The 15,994-nt window shown below is 63.8% G+C and carries 15 protein-coding genes and 1 riboswitch; of the genes, 6 read left to right on the forward strand and 9 right to left on the reverse strand.

The genetic code is table 11. From position 1 onward, the window contains the following. Positions 1–24: 24 nt before the first annotated feature. From CCOS864_RS25660 to CCOS864_RS25675, 4 genes are all read right to left on the reverse strand, one after another. Positions 25–633: a YqiA/YcfP family alpha/beta fold hydrolase gene (locus tag CCOS864_RS25660; RefSeq protein WP_115089138.1), complete on the reverse strand. Its 609-nt coding sequence runs from the start codon at positions 631–633 to the stop codon at positions 25–27. Positions 634–736: 103 nt separating this feature from the next. Then, on the reverse strand, positions 737–1,552 hold the full coding sequence (gene cpdA, locus CCOS864_RS25665; protein WP_115089140.1) for a 3',5'-cyclic-AMP phosphodiesterase: 816 nt from the start codon (positions 1,550–1,552) through the stop codon (positions 737–739). An 84-nt stretch (positions 1,553–1,636) separates the two neighbouring features. After that, positions 1,637–2,089 carry a DUF1249 domain-containing protein gene (locus tag CCOS864_RS25670; protein WP_045193762.1) on the reverse strand — a complete coding sequence of 151 codons (453 nt, stop codon included), beginning with the start codon at positions 2,087–2,089 and terminating at the stop codon, positions 1,637–1,639. Beyond that, complete coding sequence (locus CCOS864_RS25675) at positions 2,080–2,700, reverse strand: NUDIX domain-containing protein (protein WP_115089142.1); 621 nt, start codon at positions 2,698–2,700, stop codon at positions 2,080–2,082. Before CCOS864_RS25675 ends, CCOS864_RS25670 begins: the two co-directional genes overlap by 10 nt. Positions 2,701–2,886: 186 nt before the next feature. Between CCOS864_RS25675 and CCOS864_RS25680 the strand changes: the two genes are divergently transcribed. After that, on the forward strand, positions 2,887–3,633 hold the full coding sequence (locus tag CCOS864_RS25680; protein ID WP_115089143.1) for an RsiV family protein: 747 nt from the start codon (positions 2,887–2,889) through the stop codon (positions 3,631–3,633). Here CCOS864_RS25680 and cytX read toward each other — a convergent pair. Beyond that, complete coding sequence (gene cytX, locus CCOS864_RS25685) at positions 3,602–4,894, reverse strand: putative hydroxymethylpyrimidine transporter CytX (RefSeq protein ID WP_115089145.1); 1,293 nt, start codon at positions 4,892–4,894, stop codon at positions 3,602–3,604. The two genes, CCOS864_RS25680 and cytX, sit on opposite strands and share 32 nt — an antisense overlap. A gap of 151 nt (positions 4,895–5,045) precedes the next feature. Next, on the reverse strand, positions 5,046–6,932 hold the full coding sequence (gene thiC, locus CCOS864_RS25690; protein ID WP_115089147.1) for a phosphomethylpyrimidine synthase ThiC: 1,887 nt from the start codon (positions 6,930–6,932) through the stop codon (positions 5,046–5,048). A gap of 157 nt (positions 6,933–7,089) precedes the next feature. Next, positions 7,090–7,194, reverse strand: a riboswitch (TPP riboswitch). A gap of 141 nt (positions 7,195–7,335) precedes the next feature. On the opposite strand from thiC, the gene CCOS864_RS25695 reads away from it, so the two are divergent. Next, the gene (locus CCOS864_RS25695; protein ID WP_115089149.1) at positions 7,336–8,769 is read left to right on the forward strand and encodes a TolC family outer membrane protein; all 1,434 of its coding nucleotides are present in this window, start codon (positions 7,336–7,338) and stop codon (positions 8,767–8,769) included. 78 nt (positions 8,770–8,847) lie between these two features. Here CCOS864_RS25695 and waaA read toward each other — a convergent pair whose 3' ends face one another. Both waaA and CCOS864_RS25705 read right to left on the reverse strand, forming a co-directional pair. Continuing rightward, positions 8,848–10,116, reverse strand: a complete 1,269-nt coding sequence (gene waaA, locus CCOS864_RS25700; protein WP_115089151.1) for a lipid IV(A) 3-deoxy-D-manno-octulosonic acid transferase — start codon at positions 10,114–10,116, stop codon at positions 8,848–8,850. Positions 10,117–10,130: 14 nt separating this feature from the next. Then, positions 10,131–11,021, reverse strand: a complete 891-nt coding sequence (locus CCOS864_RS25705; protein WP_115089153.1) for a LysR family transcriptional regulator — start codon at positions 11,019–11,021, stop codon at positions 10,131–10,133. 87 nt (positions 11,022–11,108) lie between these two features. Between CCOS864_RS25705 and CCOS864_RS25710 the strand changes: the two genes are divergently transcribed. From CCOS864_RS25710 to CCOS864_RS25725, 4 genes are all read left to right on the forward strand, one after another. Further along, positions 11,109–11,441, forward strand: coding sequence for a DMT family transporter (locus CCOS864_RS25710; protein ID WP_010221561.1), 333 nt, complete (start codon positions 11,109–11,111; stop codon positions 11,439–11,441). 68 nt (positions 11,442–11,509) lie between these two features. Then, positions 11,510–12,685, forward strand: a complete 1,176-nt coding sequence (locus CCOS864_RS25715) for an NAD(P)/FAD-dependent oxidoreductase (RefSeq protein ID WP_115089155.1) — start codon at positions 11,510–11,512, stop codon at positions 12,683–12,685. After that, positions 12,682–13,491 (forward strand): aldo/keto reductase, encoded by an 810-nt coding sequence (locus tag CCOS864_RS25720; RefSeq protein WP_115089157.1) that lies wholly within the window; start codon positions 12,682–12,684, stop codon positions 13,489–13,491. Before CCOS864_RS25715 ends, CCOS864_RS25720 begins: the two co-directional genes overlap by 4 nt. Before the next feature lie 47 nt (positions 13,492–13,538). Continuing rightward, complete coding sequence (locus CCOS864_RS25725) at positions 13,539–14,501, forward strand: metal ABC transporter ATPase (RefSeq protein ID WP_115089159.1); 963 nt, start codon at positions 13,539–13,541, stop codon at positions 14,499–14,501. A gap of 55 nt (positions 14,502–14,556) precedes the next feature. Here the strand turns inward: CCOS864_RS25725 and hldE are convergent, their stop codons facing one another. Then, the gene (gene hldE, locus CCOS864_RS25730; RefSeq protein ID WP_115089161.1) at positions 14,557–15,978 is read right to left on the reverse strand and encodes a bifunctional D-glycero-beta-D-manno-heptose-7-phosphate kinase/D-glycero-beta-D-manno-heptose 1-phosphate adenylyltransferase HldE; all 1,422 of its coding nucleotides are present in this window, start codon (positions 15,976–15,978) and stop codon (positions 14,557–14,559) included. Positions 15,979–15,994 lie beyond the last annotated feature (16 nt).

Genomic DNA, 15,994 nt, shown 5'->3' on the forward strand with positions numbered 1-15,994 from the left:
TCAGTCGTGGGTGAAAATAGGTTATCAAAATACAGAAAAATCGAGCGTTTGATACTGCTGCGGGGCAATACCGGCAAAGCTCAGCAGGGTCGGCAAGCGTTCGGCAAAACCCTGGAAGCTATGGTCGCCACCGGCCTGGATGCGCAGCGCGCAGGCACGGTAGAACTGCTCGGCCTGGCGGTAGTCCAGGGTTTCATCGGCGGTTTGCAGCCACACCTGAAAGCGCCCAGCATCGATCGGCGCTGGCACTTCCAGTTCGGCCAGGGCCTGCACGTGGTCCAGGGTCAGTTCCCAGGTTTCGCCGGTGTAGAGGTTCTGCTGGGGTCCCAGGTAGCCGTCGAACAGCCGGTGCGGGTTGACCGCCGGATTGATCAGCAGGGCCTTGAGCCCGTGGCGCTCGGCCAGATGGGTGGCATAGTAGCCGCCGAGCGAGCTGCCGACCAGTAATGGCGATTCGAGCTCGGCAATGGCAGCTTGCAGCTGGGCGATGGCCTGGCGCGGGTGATGATGCAGAGCCGGAACCCGCAGACGCTCGCCCAGCCCCAACTGCTCCATGACCGCTACCAGCTGGCAGGCCTTCTTCGACGACGGCGCGCTGTTGAACCCGTGAATATAGAGAATCGAACCCGACATGCCGCCCCCGATGCGCCTTGAGTGCCTGGAACGCCAGGCAGGAAAGCGCGCATTTTAGCCTGTTCGACAGCAGATGGAGCAGTTTCAGCGATTTGGCAACACTCTAGTAGCCGTCGCCTTCGTAATCGACAGTGAATTCGAAGCCAGTCACCCGCGACACGCCGGTGTCGATCGAGCCATCCGGCTGCAGGCGCAGCCAGCGGTAGCCGGGGGCCTGCTCGCCAACCTTGAAGTCTTCACTGCGCGGCTCGAACTGGATGCAGGTCGACGGTGAGGCCAATAGCCGCACGCCGTCGCGAACCTGGTCCCATTCCTGGTGGATATGCCCCCAGAGCAAGGCGCGCACCTGTGGATAACCTTTGAGTACGGCAAACAGCGCATCAGCGTTGCGCAAGCCGATCGGCGCCATCCAGGCGCATTCGATAGGCACCGGCTGGTGATGGAAGCAGATCAGGTGATGGCGTTCGGGCGCTTCGCTCAAGGCCTGCTCAAGCAAGCGGAGCTGCCCGTCATCGAGCAACCCCGGCACCGAACCCGACACTGCCGAGTTGAGCATCAGAATTCGCCAGTTGCCCATATCCACCACGGGATCGAGCAGCGCGGTGCCCTGCGTCGCCTGCTCCATCGGCAACGGTTCGTCATGGTTGCCGGCAAGCCAGCGCGCCGGGGCCTGGAGGCTGGCGGTCAGGTCACGAAAACAGGTGTAGGACTCCACCGAGCCATCCTGGGACAGGTCACCGGTGGCCAGCACCAGGTCGATCCGCGGTTGCTCGTCGCGCACCCGTTCAATCACGCGCTGCAGGCTGTCGCGGGTGTTCATGCCCAGCAGCGTGCCTTGCGGGTCGGCAAACAGATGACTGTCGGTCAGTTGCACCAGGTACACCGGCGCGTCGCGAAGTGGGATCGATGGTTGCGGCAAGGGCCGACTCCTTGAACGGATTCAGCGCGATTATGGCGGCTGGCGGGCTTTGCGCAAATACTCGAAAACGACCGCCATCACATTTCAGCGAACGACGGCCAGCTCATGGCCACAGGCCAGGCAATGGCTCAGCCACTCACCGAGGAACAGATTGAGCTGGGCTTTTTCGTCCGGCTGGTGCATGGCGGCATTGGGGTACGGATAGATGCTGCGAAAACGCCGGGCGTGCTCGGCGCTGACCACCTCGGCCATGCGCGCGTCGTGGTAGACCTGCACCTCCAGCTGCGGCACCGGCAGCCAGGGCAAGCTGTGCTCCTGGCGCACGCGCAGGGTAGTGGTGTAGGGGCAGGCGAGCACTACATCGAGAACCAGGACGCCGAGCATCTGGTCGCCTTGGGTCATGCCGATCCGGCGCGAGCTCTGGGTGCTGCGCATGTCGGGCAACAGGCGCATCAAGCGCGCATAGTTGGCCTCGCAGGCAGCCTGCAACCCGACCAGATCGACCCGGTAGCGCTCGCGCAGCAGATTCACGACCATAGCCCCCTTACTTCAGCGCGGTTCAAGGCCAGCCATTGCAAGGCAATGATGGTTGCCGCGTTGGCAATTTTGCCGTCGCGCACGGCCTGCAGCGCATCCTCGAACGCCCAGACCTTGACGCGAATATCCTCGCCCTCTTCCTCCAGCCCGTGCAGGCCTCCGGCCCCAACGCTGCTGCAACGGCCCAGATAAAGATGCACAAACTCGTCGCTGCCACCCGGTGACGGAAAATATCGGGTCATCGGCCACAGCGTACTGAACACAAGCCCAGCTTCCTCCTCGGCTTCGCGGTGCGCAACTTCTTCCGGTTGCTCGTCCTTGTCGATCAGACCGGCGACCAGTTCGATCAACCAGGGGTTTTCGACCTTGCCCATGGCGCCGACCCGGAACTGCTCGATCAGTACCACTTCATCGCGTTGGGCATCGTAAGGCAGCACGCACACAGCATCGTGACGCACGAACAGCTCGCGGCTGATCTCGCGGCCCATGCCTCCGGCAAACAGCTCGTGGCGCAGACGCACCTTGTCGAGCCGGTAAAAGCCCTTGTAGCAATTGACCTGATCGATGATCTCGACCTTGCCGGGCGTTGCGTTGTTGAACGTGTCTGACATGGGAATCCTCATTACCTCATTTACCGCATCGCGCCATCCTAACCTGCGCACCGCCGTGTTTCACCTCTTTAAAGATACCGTCCAGGCTGCGAGGATAGACACCCCGCTGGTCTATTCAGCTTAGTGGCGAACTGAAGGCCTTGCCGACGGTCCAAGTCCGATCACCTTTGCCTTACAAGGATCATCATGACGCTTGTGAAACTGACTTCCGTGGCCGTGCTGGCCCTGGCCCTGGGCGCTTGTCAGAGCCTGTTCCAGCCTAATATGCGCACGCCGCTGGAGGTCAAGCGCGACCGTTGGGAGCACATCAAGCCCGGTTGCAGCAATGCCGATTGCCCGCTGGTCAACATCGACACCATCCACTTCCCGGCCAACCCCAAGCTGGACGGGATCGTCGAGAAACGCCTGCTGCAACTGACCCAGGACAACGAGCGCAGCGCCCTGCCCAGCTCGCTCAAAGCCTATGAAGAACAGTTCATGGCCAGCGCCGAAAGCCGCAACAGCAGCTACCTGCAAGCCAAGGTACGCGAGCAGCATGACGGACTGGTGATCATCGAACTGTCCAGCTATCTCGATACCGGCGGCGCCCACGGCATGCCCGGGCGCGGCTTCATCAACTATTCGCGCCAGCAGGACAAGGTTCTGACCCTGCAGGACATGCTGGTACCGGGCCAGGAAGCGACCTTCTGGAAAACCGCCGAAGAAGCCCACAAAGGCTGGCTGATCAGCACCGGCATGGACAAGGACGCCGAATTCGTCAAGACCTGGCCGTTCCGCCAGACCCCGCACATCGCCCTGACCTACGGTGCGGTGGTGCTGAAGTACGAGGTCTATGCCATCGCCCCGTACTCCATGGGCCACATCGAGCTGAAAATCCCCTACCCGCGCCTGAACGGCGTAATCAAGCCGGAGTTGTTTCCCGGTCGCGGCTGACCGCCGGCGCTGCCGTCCAGTACACCAACCCTGCCAGCAGCAAGGCCGGCAGGGTCGAGCCGACGTTCGGGGCGTAGTGCGCCAGCAGATGGTAAGCCGCTACACCAATCGCCCAGGCCAACAATGCCGGCCAGTGCAGGCTGTGGATCGGGCTGGCATCGCTGCGGCGGCGACGGACGATGAAGTGATCGACCAGCACCACCCCGAACAGTGGCGCGAACACCGAGCCGATCAGCAAGAGAAAGTTCTGGTACTGCGCCAGCGGCGCGAAACTGGCGATCAGGGTGCACAACACGCCGATGGCCAGGGCCAGGTGCTCGACCTTCAGGCGCACCAGCAATCCGCTGGAGACGGCCGCCGAGTGAATGTCGGCGAAGGCCTTTTCCGACTCGTCGAGCAGGATCAGCAGCAGCGGAATGCCCAGGCCCGCGCCGGCCAGCGCCAGCAGCAGGGTATTGACCTCGCCGGCCGGAGCAAACGCCAGGGTGTAGGCCACGCCCAGACTCATCATCCACACGTTGCCAACGAAGTAGCCCAGCGCCGTGCCGGCAAATACCCGGCTGGCACGCTGGCTGAAGCGTGAGTAATCGGCAATCAGCGGCAGCCACGACAGTGGCATGGCGATCGCGATATCAATGCCGATAGCCAGCGGCATCGAGCCATCACCGGCACGCGCCCACAGCGCGGCCAGATCGGCCTTGGCAACCAGGTTCCAGGTCAGCCACAGGCAAGCACCGATCAGCAGCCAGATGCCCCACTTGCGCAGGATCTTGCGCACGAAGGTCAACGGCCCGCTGACCGCCAGCAAGGTGGCCAAAGCGCCGAAGCACAAGGTCCACAGCAAAGGATTGGTCAGCGCACTGCCTGCGCCGAAGGCGCGCTCGCTGAGCAAGCTGGCGGCATCACGCATGACGATGATTTCGAACGAACCCCAGCCGATCAGTTGCAGCAGGTTGAGCATGGCCGGCAGGCGCGCGCCATTGCGGCCCAGGCTGCGACGCAGGGCGGCCATGGACGACAGGCCGGTGTCGCTGCCGATGACCGCGACGGCAGCGAGCAGCAGCACGCCGACGCTGGTGCCGATGATGATCGCCAGCACCGCATTGGCCAGGCCCAGGCCGGGGCCGAGCAAGGCGCCGGTCTGCAGCACCATCAGGCCAATGCCGAGGGAAAACCACAAGGAACAGAGGTCGCGGCCGCTGAGCACGCGTTGCGCGGCGGTGACCGGATGATCGGGGGAAAACTGGCTGGGTGTGCTCACGAGAGTGGTCTCGACAGGAGGTAATTTGTTGTTCTTCGGGGCCCTATCGCTGGCAAGGCCAGCTCCCACAAAAGCCTGACTGCAGGGCCCTTGTGGGAGCCGGCCTTGCCGGCGATGCGGTGCGCGCCAGCACACCGCCTGAACAGCCCGATCAGACCTTTTTGTACAACTGGCTGCCTTCCTGGCGGAACCGTTCGGCCTGCTCGCGCATGCCATCCTCGACCGCCACGTCCACCGCTTCGATGCGCTGGTTGGCGGCGTATTCACGCACTTCCTGGGTGATTTTCATCGAGCAGAACTTCGGCCCGCACATGGAGCAGAAGTGTGCGACCTTGGCCGAGTCCTTGGGCAGCGTCTCGTCGTGGAAGCTGCGCGCGGTGTCCGGGTCCAGGCCGAGGTTGAACTGGTCTTCCCAGCGGAACTCGAAGCGCGCCTTGGACAGCGCGTTGTCGCGGATTTGCGCGCCCGGATGACCTTTGGCCAGGTCCGCAGCGTGCGCGGCGATCTTGTAGGTGATGATGCCGGTCTTGACGTCATCCTTGTTCGGCAGGCCCAGGTGCTCCTTTGGCGTGACGTAGCAGAGCATGGCGCAGCCGAACCAGCCGATCATCGCCGCACCGATCCCCGAGGTGATGTGGTCGTAACCCGGGGCAATGTCGGTGGTCAGCGGGCCAAGGGTGTAGAACGGCGCTTCGTCGCAGCATTCGAGCTGCTTGTCCATGTTCTCCTTGATCAGTTGCATCGGCACGTGGCCCGGGCCTTCGATCATGCACTGGACGTCATGCTTCCAGGCAATCTTGGTCAGCTCGCCGAGGGTTTCCAGCTCGCCGAACTGCGCTTCGTCGTTGGCGTCGGCAATCGAGCCCGGACGCAGACCGTCGCCGAGCGAGAAGCTGACGTCGTAGGCCTTCATGATTTCGCAGATTTCGTCGAAGTGGGTGTAAAGGAAGTTCTCTTTGTGGTGCGCCAGGCACCACTTGGCCATGATCGAGCCACCGCGACTGACGATGCCGGTGACGCGCTTGGCAGTCAGCGGCACATAGCGCAGCAGCACGCCGGCGTGGATGGTGAAGTAGTCCACGCCCTGCTCGGCCTGCTCGATCAGGGTGTCGCGGAACAGCTCCCAGGTCAGGTCTTCGGCCACACCGTTGACCTTTTCCAGCGCCTGGTAGATCGGCACGGTACCGATCGGCACCGGCGAGTTGCGGATGATCCACTCGCGGGTTTCGTGGATGTGCTTGCCGGTGGACAGGTCCATCACCGTGTCCGAACCCCAGCGGATGCCCCAGGTCAGCTTGGCCACTTCTTCTTCGATGGACGAACCCAGGGCGCTGTTGCCGATGTTGCCGTTGATCTTCACCAGGAAGTTGCGGCCGATGATCATCGGCTCCAGCTCCACGTGGTTGATGTTGGCCGGGATGATCGCGCGGCCGCGGGCGATCTCGTCACGGACGAATTCGGCGGTGATTTCTTTCGGAATGCTGGCACCGAAGCTGTGCCCGGCATGTTGCTGCTTGAGCAGACCGGCGGCGCGGGCCTCCTGCAGCTTCATGTTTTCGCGGATGGCAACGTATTCCATCTCGGCGGTAATGATGCCCTTGCGCGCATAGTGCATCTGGCTGACGTTGGCGCCGGCCTTGGCCCGGCGCGGGTTGCGCACGTGGGCGAAACGCAGCTTGGTCAGCTCGGCATCGGCCAGGCGCTGCTGGCCGAAGTTCGACGACAGCCCGTCCAGGCGCTCGGTGTCGCCGCGGGCGTCGATCCAGGCCGAGCGTACGTCGCCCAGGCCCTTGCGCACATCGATGATGACGTTGGGATCGGTGTAGGGGCCGGAGGTGTCATAGACCAGCACCGGGGCGTTGGCTTCGCCGCCGAAATCGGTGGGGGTGTCGTCGAGGCTGATTTCACGCATGGGCACGCGGATGTCCGGGCGCGAGCCTTCGACATAGATTTTGCGCGAGCGGGTGAACGGCTGTACGGACTGTTGATCGACCTGGGCCGATTCACTCAGATTGGTATATTTTTCTTGTTTACTCATCACAGGCTCTCCAGACGGCTTCCTAGCAGTGGAATGTCGGGGAGAACCTGAAAGGCACGGACGCACCATGAGTGGTGCTGTGCCAAATGCGCGGTGATGCCTGCAGCTGTGTTGGCTGACTCGACATTCCCGGACCTGGCACAAGAGACTCGCCGGGAAAGCGAGAAATCTTGTTCCCTACGCAGGCGCTAACCTGATCAGGTTCAACGGGATCCGGATTATCCGATCTCAGCCTCAACGCAAGGCACCCCGACAAGAACGGGGCCAGTCTAGACTGGAGTGGCATGCAAAGCCAAGCATCTGGACACGGACACGATAAATGGCGCAAATAGCGGATTGTTGCAAAATGCCGGCGCAACTACACTCACCGGTTCAGAAATACTCACCGTTCAAGGATTGCCCTATGCTGCGCAAACTTTCACTGGCCCTCGCCGTGTCTTGTGCTACCAACGGAATGGCCTGGGCAGCGGATGTGCCCCTGTCGGCGAAGACCGACCTGGTCAGTGTCTACCAGGAAGCCGTGAACAATAACGCCGACCTGGCGGCCGCCCGCGCCAACTACGGCGCCCAGAAGGAAGTGGTGCCTCAGGCCCGTGCCGGCCTGCTGCCGAACCTCTCGGCCGGCGCCGAGATGATGAACAGCCGTACCAAGATAGACAGCCCCTCGGCCACCGCCAACCGCAGCGGCAACTCCTGGTCCGCGACCCTGGCGCAGCCGGTGTTCCGCGCGGACCGCTGGTTCCAGTTGCAGGCCGCCGAAGCGGTCAACGAGCAAGCAGCCCTGGAGCTGTCGGCAACCGAGCAGAACCTGATTCTACAAAGCGCCGAAAATTATTTCGCCGTGCTGCGTGCCCAGGACACCCTGGCCTCGACCAAGGCCGAAGAAGCGGCGTTCAAGCGCCAGCTCGACCAGTCCAACGAGCGCTTTGACGTTGGCCTCTCGGACAAGACCGACGTGCTGCAATCCCAGGCCAGCTACGACACCGCCCGGGCCAACCGCATCGTTGCCCAGCGCCAGGTCGACGACGCCTTCGAGGCGCTGATCACCCTGACCAACCGCGACTACAACTCGGTCCAGGGCATCGTCCACACCTTGCCGGTGCAACTGCCGACACCGAACGACGCCAAGGCCTGGGTCGAGACCGCCGGCAAGCAGAACCTCAACCTGCTCGCCACCAACTACGCGGTGAGCGCCGCCGAAGAAACCCTGCGCCAGCGCAAGGCCGGACACGCGCCGACCGTGGACGCGGTAGCGCGCTTCCAGAAAGGCGACAACGACAGCCTGGACTTCACCAACCCCAACCTCACCGGGCAGAATTACAGCGGCGATGTCGAGCAGACCAGCATCGGCCTGCAACTGAACATCCCGATCTACAGCGGCGGCCTGACCAGCTCGCAGGTGCGCGAGGCCTACCAGCGCCTGAGCCAGACCGAACAGCAGCGCGAGAGCCTGCGCCGCCAGGTGGTGGAAAACACCCGCAACCTGCACCGCGCGGTGAACACCGACGTGGAGCAGGTGCAAGCGCGCAAGCAGTCGATCATCTCCAACCAGAGCGCGCTGGAAGCCACGGAAATCGGCTACCAGGTGGGTACCCGCAACATCGTCGACGTGCTCGATGCCCAGCGTCAGCTGTACACCTCGGTGCGTGATTACAACAATACCCGCTATGACTACATCCTCGACAACCTGCGCCTGAAGCAAGCTGCCGGCACTCTCAGCCCGCAGGATCTGACCGACCTGAGCCGCTACCTGAAGCCGGACTACAACCCGGACAAGGACTTCCTGCCGCCCGACCTGGCAGCAGCGGCCAAGGCCAATTTCGAAGCCCGGCCCTGAAAAGCAATCGCCGGCAAGACCGGCTCCCACAAAAACCTGTGGGAGCCGGTCTTGCCGGCGATGGCAGGCGAAGCCTGCCTAGATCAACCGCCCCAGCGCATCCAGCAAGCGCTGCAACGCCCCCTGGTTGGCCTTCATCACCGCCAACCCCGCCGCCCCCATGCGCTGCGCATCTCGCGGCAACTCGACCAGCCGCCGCACCTCGGCCGCCAGCCCCTGGGCATCATCGACTTCCTGCAAGGCACCGGCCTCACGCAGCATCGCCGCGATCTCGAGGAAGTTGAACAGGTGCGGACCACTGAGCACCGGCAACGACAACGCCGCCGGCTCCAACAGGTTGTGCCCACCGTTAGGCACCAGGCTGCCACCAACGAAGGCGATATCGGCCAGGGCATAGAGAAACAGCAGCTCGCCCATGGTGTCGCCGAGCAGCACTGCGGCATCAGCAGCCACCGGTTCGCCACTGGAGCGGCGAACCGTCGGGAACTGCCCCCGGCACAACTCGAACACGCTGTTGAAGCGTTCCGGATGACGTGGCACCAGAATCAGCAGGGCATCGGCATGGTGCTCTCGCAACTGCCGGTGGGCGGCGAGGATGATCTCGTCTTCGCCTTCATGGGTACTGGCCGCGATCCATACGGGCCGCTGGCCGGCCTGCCACTGCTCACGCAAGGCACGGGCGCGGGGCAACAGTTGCTCATCGATACTCAGGTCGAACTTGATTGAACCGGTAACCTGCACCCATTCGGAGCGCGCACCCAGTTGGCGGAAACGCTGCGCCTCGGTTTCGGTCTGCACCGCGATCAGGCTCATCTCGGCCAGCATCGGCCGGGTCAGCCCGGCAAAGCGCGCATAGCCCCGGGCCGAGCGCTCGGACAACCGCGCGTTGGCCAGGGCCACGGGAATGCCCCGTTTGGCGCACTGGTGAATGTGGTTGGGCCACAGCTCGGTTTCCATGATCACCGCAAGCGTGGGCTGCACGTGATCGAGAAAGCGCCCGGCAGCCCAGGGCAAGTCGTATGGCAGGTAGCAATGCTGAATCCGCGGCTCATCGGCAAACATCGCCCGGACCCGCTCGGAGCCGGTCGGGGTCATGCAGGTGATGGTGACCGGCAGCTGAGGATAAGCCTGCAGCAAGGCGCGAATCATCGGCGCGGCGGCAATGCTCTCGCCCACCGACACCGCGTGCACCCAGATGCCGCCTTTGGCCATGGCCGGCAGGTTCAGGGCAAATCGCTCACCAATGCGCTGACCATAGGCCGGCGCCTTGCGCGAACGCAGGAACAGGCGCAGCGCAACCAGCGGCAGGCCCAGGTGAAACAGCAAGGTATAGAGGGTTCTGTTCATGGCGCCGAAGTGTACTAGCCAATTGCGCGCAAGTGCACTGCGAAGCGTTCAGCCAACCACTGCGCGGCAGGGCCTAAAGGCTCGTCACGCCGCCACACCAGTTCGACCACCAGCGCCGGCGGCGTCCATTCGCTGGCCAGCTCGACCATCTGCGTCTGATAGGTGGGGTACTGCACCACATGCCGTGGCAGCCAGGCCCAGCCGAGGCCGCGCATGAGCAATTCGGCCATGGCGTAGAAGCTGTCGGCGCGCCAGATCTGCGGGCTGATCGGCTCGCCACCGGGGTAGCCGCTTTCCTGCGGGGTGATCAGCAACTGGCGGTGGCGGGCCAGGTCCTGGCGGGTAACCCGCTCCAGCCGAGTCAGTGGATGATCCACTGCACACGCCGTGACCATCTCGATCCGCCCCACCGCCCGGCGCTCCAGGGACACCGGCATCTGGTCATGGTGGAACAACAGCCCGAGATCGGCGCGTCGTTCGATCAGCTTGCGCGCCACGTCACCCTGGGCGCCACTGGCCATCTGCACTTCGAGCAAGGGGAACTGCCGGGCCAGTTCATCGAGGCTGTCGATCACCGGTTGATAGGGCATGGCCTCATCCTGGGCCACACGCAACTGCGCCTCTTGCCCGCGCATCAGGGCCAGGGCCCGGCCGTCCAGGCGTTCGCACTGGCGCAACAGTTCGCGGGCATCTTCCAGCAAGGTCGCGCCAGCCTCGGTCAGGCGTGGCTGGCGGCCGCTGCTGCGCTCGAACAGGGTCACACCGAGGTCGGTCTCCAACAGGGCAATGCCGTTGCTCACCGCCGATTGCGCCTTGCGTTGCTCGCGCGCCACCGCCGAGAACGAGCGCAACTCGGCGACCCGCACGAACATGCGCAACTGCTCCAGATTCCACTGCTCGGCCATGCAACCTATCTCCAGAAAAGATAGGTAATGACTTTACCCCATTCAGGCTTGCTCTAGAATGCCCAGCCAGAACAGAGGATCACCGACATGAACGCCTACACCTACCTGGCTATCGCCATCTGCGCCGAAGTCATCGCCACCGCTTCGATGAAAGCCGTCAAGGGCCTGAGTACGCCCCTGCCGCTACTGCTGATGGTGTGTGGCTACGCGGTGGCGTTCTGGATGCTGACCCTGGTGGTGCGCAGCATTCCGGTTGGCATTGCCTATGCGATCTGGTCGGGCCTGGGGATTGTCCTGATCAGCATCGCGGCACTGGTGATCTACGGGCAGAAGCTGGATGTGCCGGCGATGCTCGGCATGGCCATGATCGTTGGTGGCGTGGTGGTGATCCAGGTCTTCTCGAAAACCGCCGGGCATTGATCCGCAACCGGGTGCAATGGCTCACAGGCTGTATACTGGGCGTCTGTCCAAGCTTGTGAGGTTCATGCATGCCAACCGTAATTTCCACCGATGTGCTGATCGTCGGCGCTGGGGTCGCAGGCCTCTGGCTCAATGCCCGCCTGCGCCGGCTCGGCTATTCGACAGTGCTGGTGGAACGCGCCAGCCTCGGTGGCGAGCAGACCCTCAAATCCCAGGGGATCATCCATGGCGGTGCCAAATACGCCCTGCACGGTGCCCTGACCGGCGCATCGGAAGCCATCGCCGACATGCCCCGGCGCTGGCGCGAGGCCCTGGCCGGCAATGGCGAGCTGGACCTGTCCGGTGTGCGCCTGCTGTCCGAAGCCCACTACCTGTGGTCACCCGGCACCCTGGCCGGCAATCTCACCAGTTTCTTTGCCAGCAAGGCGGTGCGTGGCCGCGTCGATCAGGTCAAGGGCGATCAGTTGCCACCTGCCCTGCAAGACCGCGCCTTCAAGGGCAAGGTCTATCGCCTGGCCGAACTGGTCATCGACGTACCGAGCCTGCTCAACAAGCTTGCGGAATTGGCCGGTGACAGCCTGCTCGCCGCGCAGACCATCGAACCCTTGAACGACAATGGCGAGTTGCTCGGCTTGCGCGTCGATGGTCGCGAAATCCGCGCCCAACGCGTCGTGCTCAGCGCCGGCGCCGGCAATGCCGCCTTGCTCGAGGCCCTGGGCCTGAGCCAGCCGGCCATGCAGCGCCGGCCGCTGCACATGGTCATGGCCAAGGGCGCCAGCCTCAAGCCGCTGTACGCCCACTGCCTGGGCGGCGGGCCAAAGCCGCGTATTACCGTCACTAGCCATCCGGCCGCTGACGGCCAGTGGGTCTGGTACCTGGGCGGCGACCTGGCCGAAGCCGACGGCGTAGCTCGCGAGCCTGAAGCGCAGATCGCCGCGGCGAAAAAAGAAGTCGCCAACCTGCTGCCGTGGATCGACTTGAGCCAGGTGCGCTGGGCGACCGTGCGCATTGACCGCGCCGAGCCCGCTCAATCGGGCCTGGTACGCCCCGACAACGCTTTTCTCGCCGAGCAGCAACGCCTGCTGGTCGGCTGGCCGACCAAACTGGCGTTGGCTCCGGACTTCAGTGACCGGGTGCTGGCCAACCTTGAGCGCGACGGCATCAAGCCAGCCGGCCAGGCCGCCTTGCCCGAACTGCCCCGGCCGCCCATGGCCTTGCCGGTGTGGGAGCAATTGCTGCCATGAGCCTGCCGACCCTGCATGACTTGCGTCGTCCTCTCGGCGGTACCGGCCTGACGGTTTCGCCCCTCGGCCTGGGCACCGTCAAGCTCGGTCGCGACCAGGGCGTCAAATACCCCAGCGGCTTTACCATTCCTGACGACGACGAAGCACGGATGCTGCTGGCCCAGGCCCGCGAACTGGGCATTAACCTGATCGACACCGCGCCAGCCTATGGCCGCAGCGAAGAACGCCTGGGCCCGCTGTTGCGCGGCCAGCGCGATCACTGGGTGATCGTCAGCAAGGTGGGTGAAGAGTTCGAAGACGGCCGGTCGCGCTTCGATTTCAGCGCAGCACACACGCGTTTCTCCGTCGAGCGCAGTCTCAAGCGCCTGGAAACCGACTGCATCGACCTGGTGCTGGTGCACTCCGACGGCAATGACCTGCATATCCTCGAACACGAGGAGGTCTACCAGACTCTTGAAGCGCTGAAGCAGGAAGGCAAGATCCGTGGTTTCGGCCTTTCCGGCAAGACCGCAGCAGGCGGCCTCAAGGCACTAGAGCGCGGCGATTGCGCCATGGTCACCTACAATCTCAACGAGCAGGCTGAACGCCCGGTGATCGACTACGCCGCCGAACACGGCAAGGCGATCCTGGTGAAAAAGGCCCTGGCCAGTGGTCATGTGTGCCTGAGTCCGGGTGTCGACCCGGTGCGTGCCAGCTTCGAATTGCTGTTTGCCCACCCCGGCGTCAGCAGTGCTATTGTCGGCACCATCAACCCGCTGCACCTGGCGCATAACGTGGCAACCGTTGCCAACGTCCTGCGCCGCTGACATCCACGCCGCCGCCGCGGCCGACCCCAACGCAAGAAGGAGCCGACATGCCGCGAACGCTGATCCGCAAGAACCCGAGCAACTTCAAGACCCTGCCCCTGCACGTCGAGGCCAGCCCCGAGGGCCTCGTCTACCAGAGCATCGGCGTGCCCCTGAACTTTGCCCAGACCCTGCAACGGCGCAAACCGATCCAGCTTGCCGACAGCCAGCGCTTCGCCGTCGAGCTGGCCAACCTCGGTGTCTCGGTGCGCCTGACCCTGCGCTGGCAAAATCGCGATTACTGGGTGCTTGTACGCCAACGCCGCCAGGACCGGGGCGATGTGGTGCTGAAATTGATTTCAGGATATGTGCCAGCCCAGGAGCTGAACCTGCCGCTGCATACGGCGATTCAGGAGGTTGCTGAAGAATGCCTGCTGGAAACCCCGGAAGGCTGGCTTGGCGGGCGCTTCAACGACACCTGGCTGCCGGCGCCCTATGCTGACGCCCTGCACTACCGCGAAGCCCTGCCCTTTGTGCTTACCCCGCAGTCCGGCGCAGCGCGCCCGGTGCGCTGCGCCAACCTGCAGTTACTGGAGCGCCCGCGCGCCTATGTGCACTTGCCGACCGCCTCGCTGCAGCTGATTTACGACCTGTGCCTGCAAGTGCCACGCGAGGCGAAATCACTGAGCCTGTTCCACGTCGATGAACGTCTTGAAGGCGACCAGCTCGTCGCCCGTCTCAACCGCAAGCGTCCCGATCTATATCTGATGCCCCTGGACGATGGCCAACCACGCGCCGAGCTCTTTACCCTGAGCAAGGATCGCCTGGTACCGGCCAGCACTCGTGGACTGTACCTGGCGGAAAGCTTTGCCCGGCAGGAAGGATGGCTGGTCAGGGATGAGCGGATTCGCTGGAAGGATTGGGTCAGGCAGCAAGGCCTGACGCCGGCGAAGCCGGACAGCGGCTTGAAGCGGCTGACCGGCAGGGCGCGGGAGTTGTTGCAGATGGCGCGTGGCGGGGTGCGCAAGTAGGAACAATCGCGGGGCAAGCGAGCGTCGCCCGGCCCTTCCTGCGGCGCTATGCCCTTCAGTTCTTGCGGATCTTCTCGACGATGGCGGTGGTCGAGCTGTTCTCCACCAGCCCCAGCACCTTGACGGTACCGCCGTAGGCCTTGACGATATCGGCGCCGACCACCTGGTCGATGCCATAGTCGCCACCCTTGACCAACACGTCCGGTTTGACCTGGCTCAGCAGGTTTTCCGGCGTGCCTTCAGGGAAGCTGATGACCCAGTCCACTGCGCCGAGGCCCGCCAGCACGGCCATACGCCGGTCAACGCTGTTGATCGGCCGGCCCGGACCTTTCAGGCGGCTGACCGACGCATCGTCGTTGACCGCGACAATCAGGCGATCGCCCTGGGCTCGGGCCTGTTCCAGATAGGTCACGTGGCCGGCATGCAAAATGTCGAAGCAACCGTTGGTGAAGACGATCTTCTCGTTGTGCGCGCGAGCATCGTCGATGGCCAGCAGCAACTGGTCGAGACTTAATACACCACGCTCGGAACCCTCTTCGCGCTGGATCGCACGACGCAGTTCCGGGGCGCTGATGGCCGCGGTACCCAGCTTGCCGACCACGATACCAGCGGCAAGATTTGCCAGGCCCACTGCATGGGGCAGCTCTTCGCCGGCGGCAATGGCGGCGGCCAGGGTCGAGATCACCGTATCGCCAGCACCGGTCACGTCGAACACTTCACGGGCACGGGCTGGCAGGTGCAGGGCCGGGTGGTCGGGGCGCAGCAGGGTCATGCCGTGCTCACCGCGGGTCACCAGCAAGGCACCCAGCTCCAGCTCGCTCATCAACTGGGCGCCCTTGGCCACCAGTTCAGCCTCGTCGGCGCAACGGCCAACGATGGTTTCGAATTCGCTGAGGTTCGGGGTAATCAGGCTGGCGCCACGGTAGATCGAGAAATCCTTGCCCTTGGGGTCGGCCAGCACCGGAATGCCCTTGGCCCGTGCGGCCTGGATCAGGCTTTGGTGGTTTTTCAACGCACCCTTGCCGTAGTCCGACAGCACCAACACCTTGACGCCATCGAGCAACGCGTCGACCTCAGCGCCCAGGGACAGCGGGTCGGTGGCGAAAGGCTCTTCGAAATCGATACGCAGCAGTTGCTGGTGGCGGCTCATGACCCGCAGCTTGACGATGGTCGGCTGATGGGCGATGCGCTGGAAGATCGAGCGTACGCCAGCAGCCAGCAGGCTATTGGCGAGGCTGTCGGCAGCCTCGTCCTGGCCGGTCACGCCGACCAGCGCCGCCGGAGCCCCCAGGGCTGCAATGTTCAAGGCAACGTTGGCCGCACCACCGGGACGGTCCTCGATCTGTTCGACCTTGACCACCGGTACCGGTGCTTCAGGCGAGATCCGTGAGGTACCGCCATGCCAGTAGCGGTCGAGCATGACATCGCCCACCACCAGTACCGGGGCTTGATCGAAACGCGGCATGGACAACTTCATGGGCAACCCATATACA

This window comes from Pseudomonas wadenswilerensis (assembly GCF_900497695.1).
Taxonomy (GTDB): domain Bacteria; phylum Pseudomonadota; class Gammaproteobacteria; order Pseudomonadales; family Pseudomonadaceae; genus Aquipseudomonas; species Aquipseudomonas wadenswilerensis.

Coding starts and splice junctions, on each gene's coding strand:
- CCOS864_RS25660 (WP_115089138.1), bottom strand. CDS start 633: ATGTCGGGTTCGATTCTCTATATTCACGGGTTCAACAGCGCGCCGTCG.
- CCOS864_RS25670 (WP_045193762.1), bottom strand. CDS start 2,089: ATGGTCGTGAATCTGCTGCGCGAGCGCTACCGGGTCGATCTGGTCGGG.
- CCOS864_RS25675 (WP_115089142.1), bottom strand. CDS start 2,700: ATGTCAGACACGTTCAACAACGCAACGCCCGGCAAGGTCGAGATCATC.
- CCOS864_RS25680 (WP_115089143.1), top strand. CDS start 2,887: ATGACGCTTGTGAAACTGACTTCCGTGGCCGTGCTGGCCCTGGCCCTG.
- thiC (WP_115089147.1), bottom strand. CDS start 6,932: ATGAGTAAACAAGAAAAATATACCAATCTGAGTGAATCGGCCCAGGTC.
- CCOS864_RS25695 (WP_115089149.1), top strand. CDS start 7,336: ATGCTGCGCAAACTTTCACTGGCCCTCGCCGTGTCTTGTGCTACCAAC.
- waaA (WP_115089151.1), bottom strand. CDS start 10,116: ATGAACAGAACCCTCTATACCTTGCTGTTTCACCTGGGCCTGCCGCTG.
- CCOS864_RS25705 (WP_115089153.1), bottom strand. CDS start 11,021: ATGGCCGAGCAGTGGAATCTGGAGCAGTTGCGCATGTTCGTGCGGGTC.
- CCOS864_RS25710 (WP_010221561.1), top strand. CDS start 11,109: ATGAACGCCTACACCTACCTGGCTATCGCCATCTGCGCCGAAGTCATC.
- CCOS864_RS25715 (WP_115089155.1), top strand. CDS start 11,510: ATGCCAACCGTAATTTCCACCGATGTGCTGATCGTCGGCGCTGGGGTC.
- CCOS864_RS25720 (WP_115089157.1), top strand. CDS start 12,682: ATGAGCCTGCCGACCCTGCATGACTTGCGTCGTCCTCTCGGCGGTACC.
- CCOS864_RS25725 (WP_115089159.1), top strand. CDS start 13,539: ATGCCGCGAACGCTGATCCGCAAGAACCCGAGCAACTTCAAGACCCTG.
- hldE (WP_115089161.1), bottom strand. CDS start 15,978: ATGAAGTTGTCCATGCCGCGTTTCGATCAAGCCCCGGTACTGGTGGTG.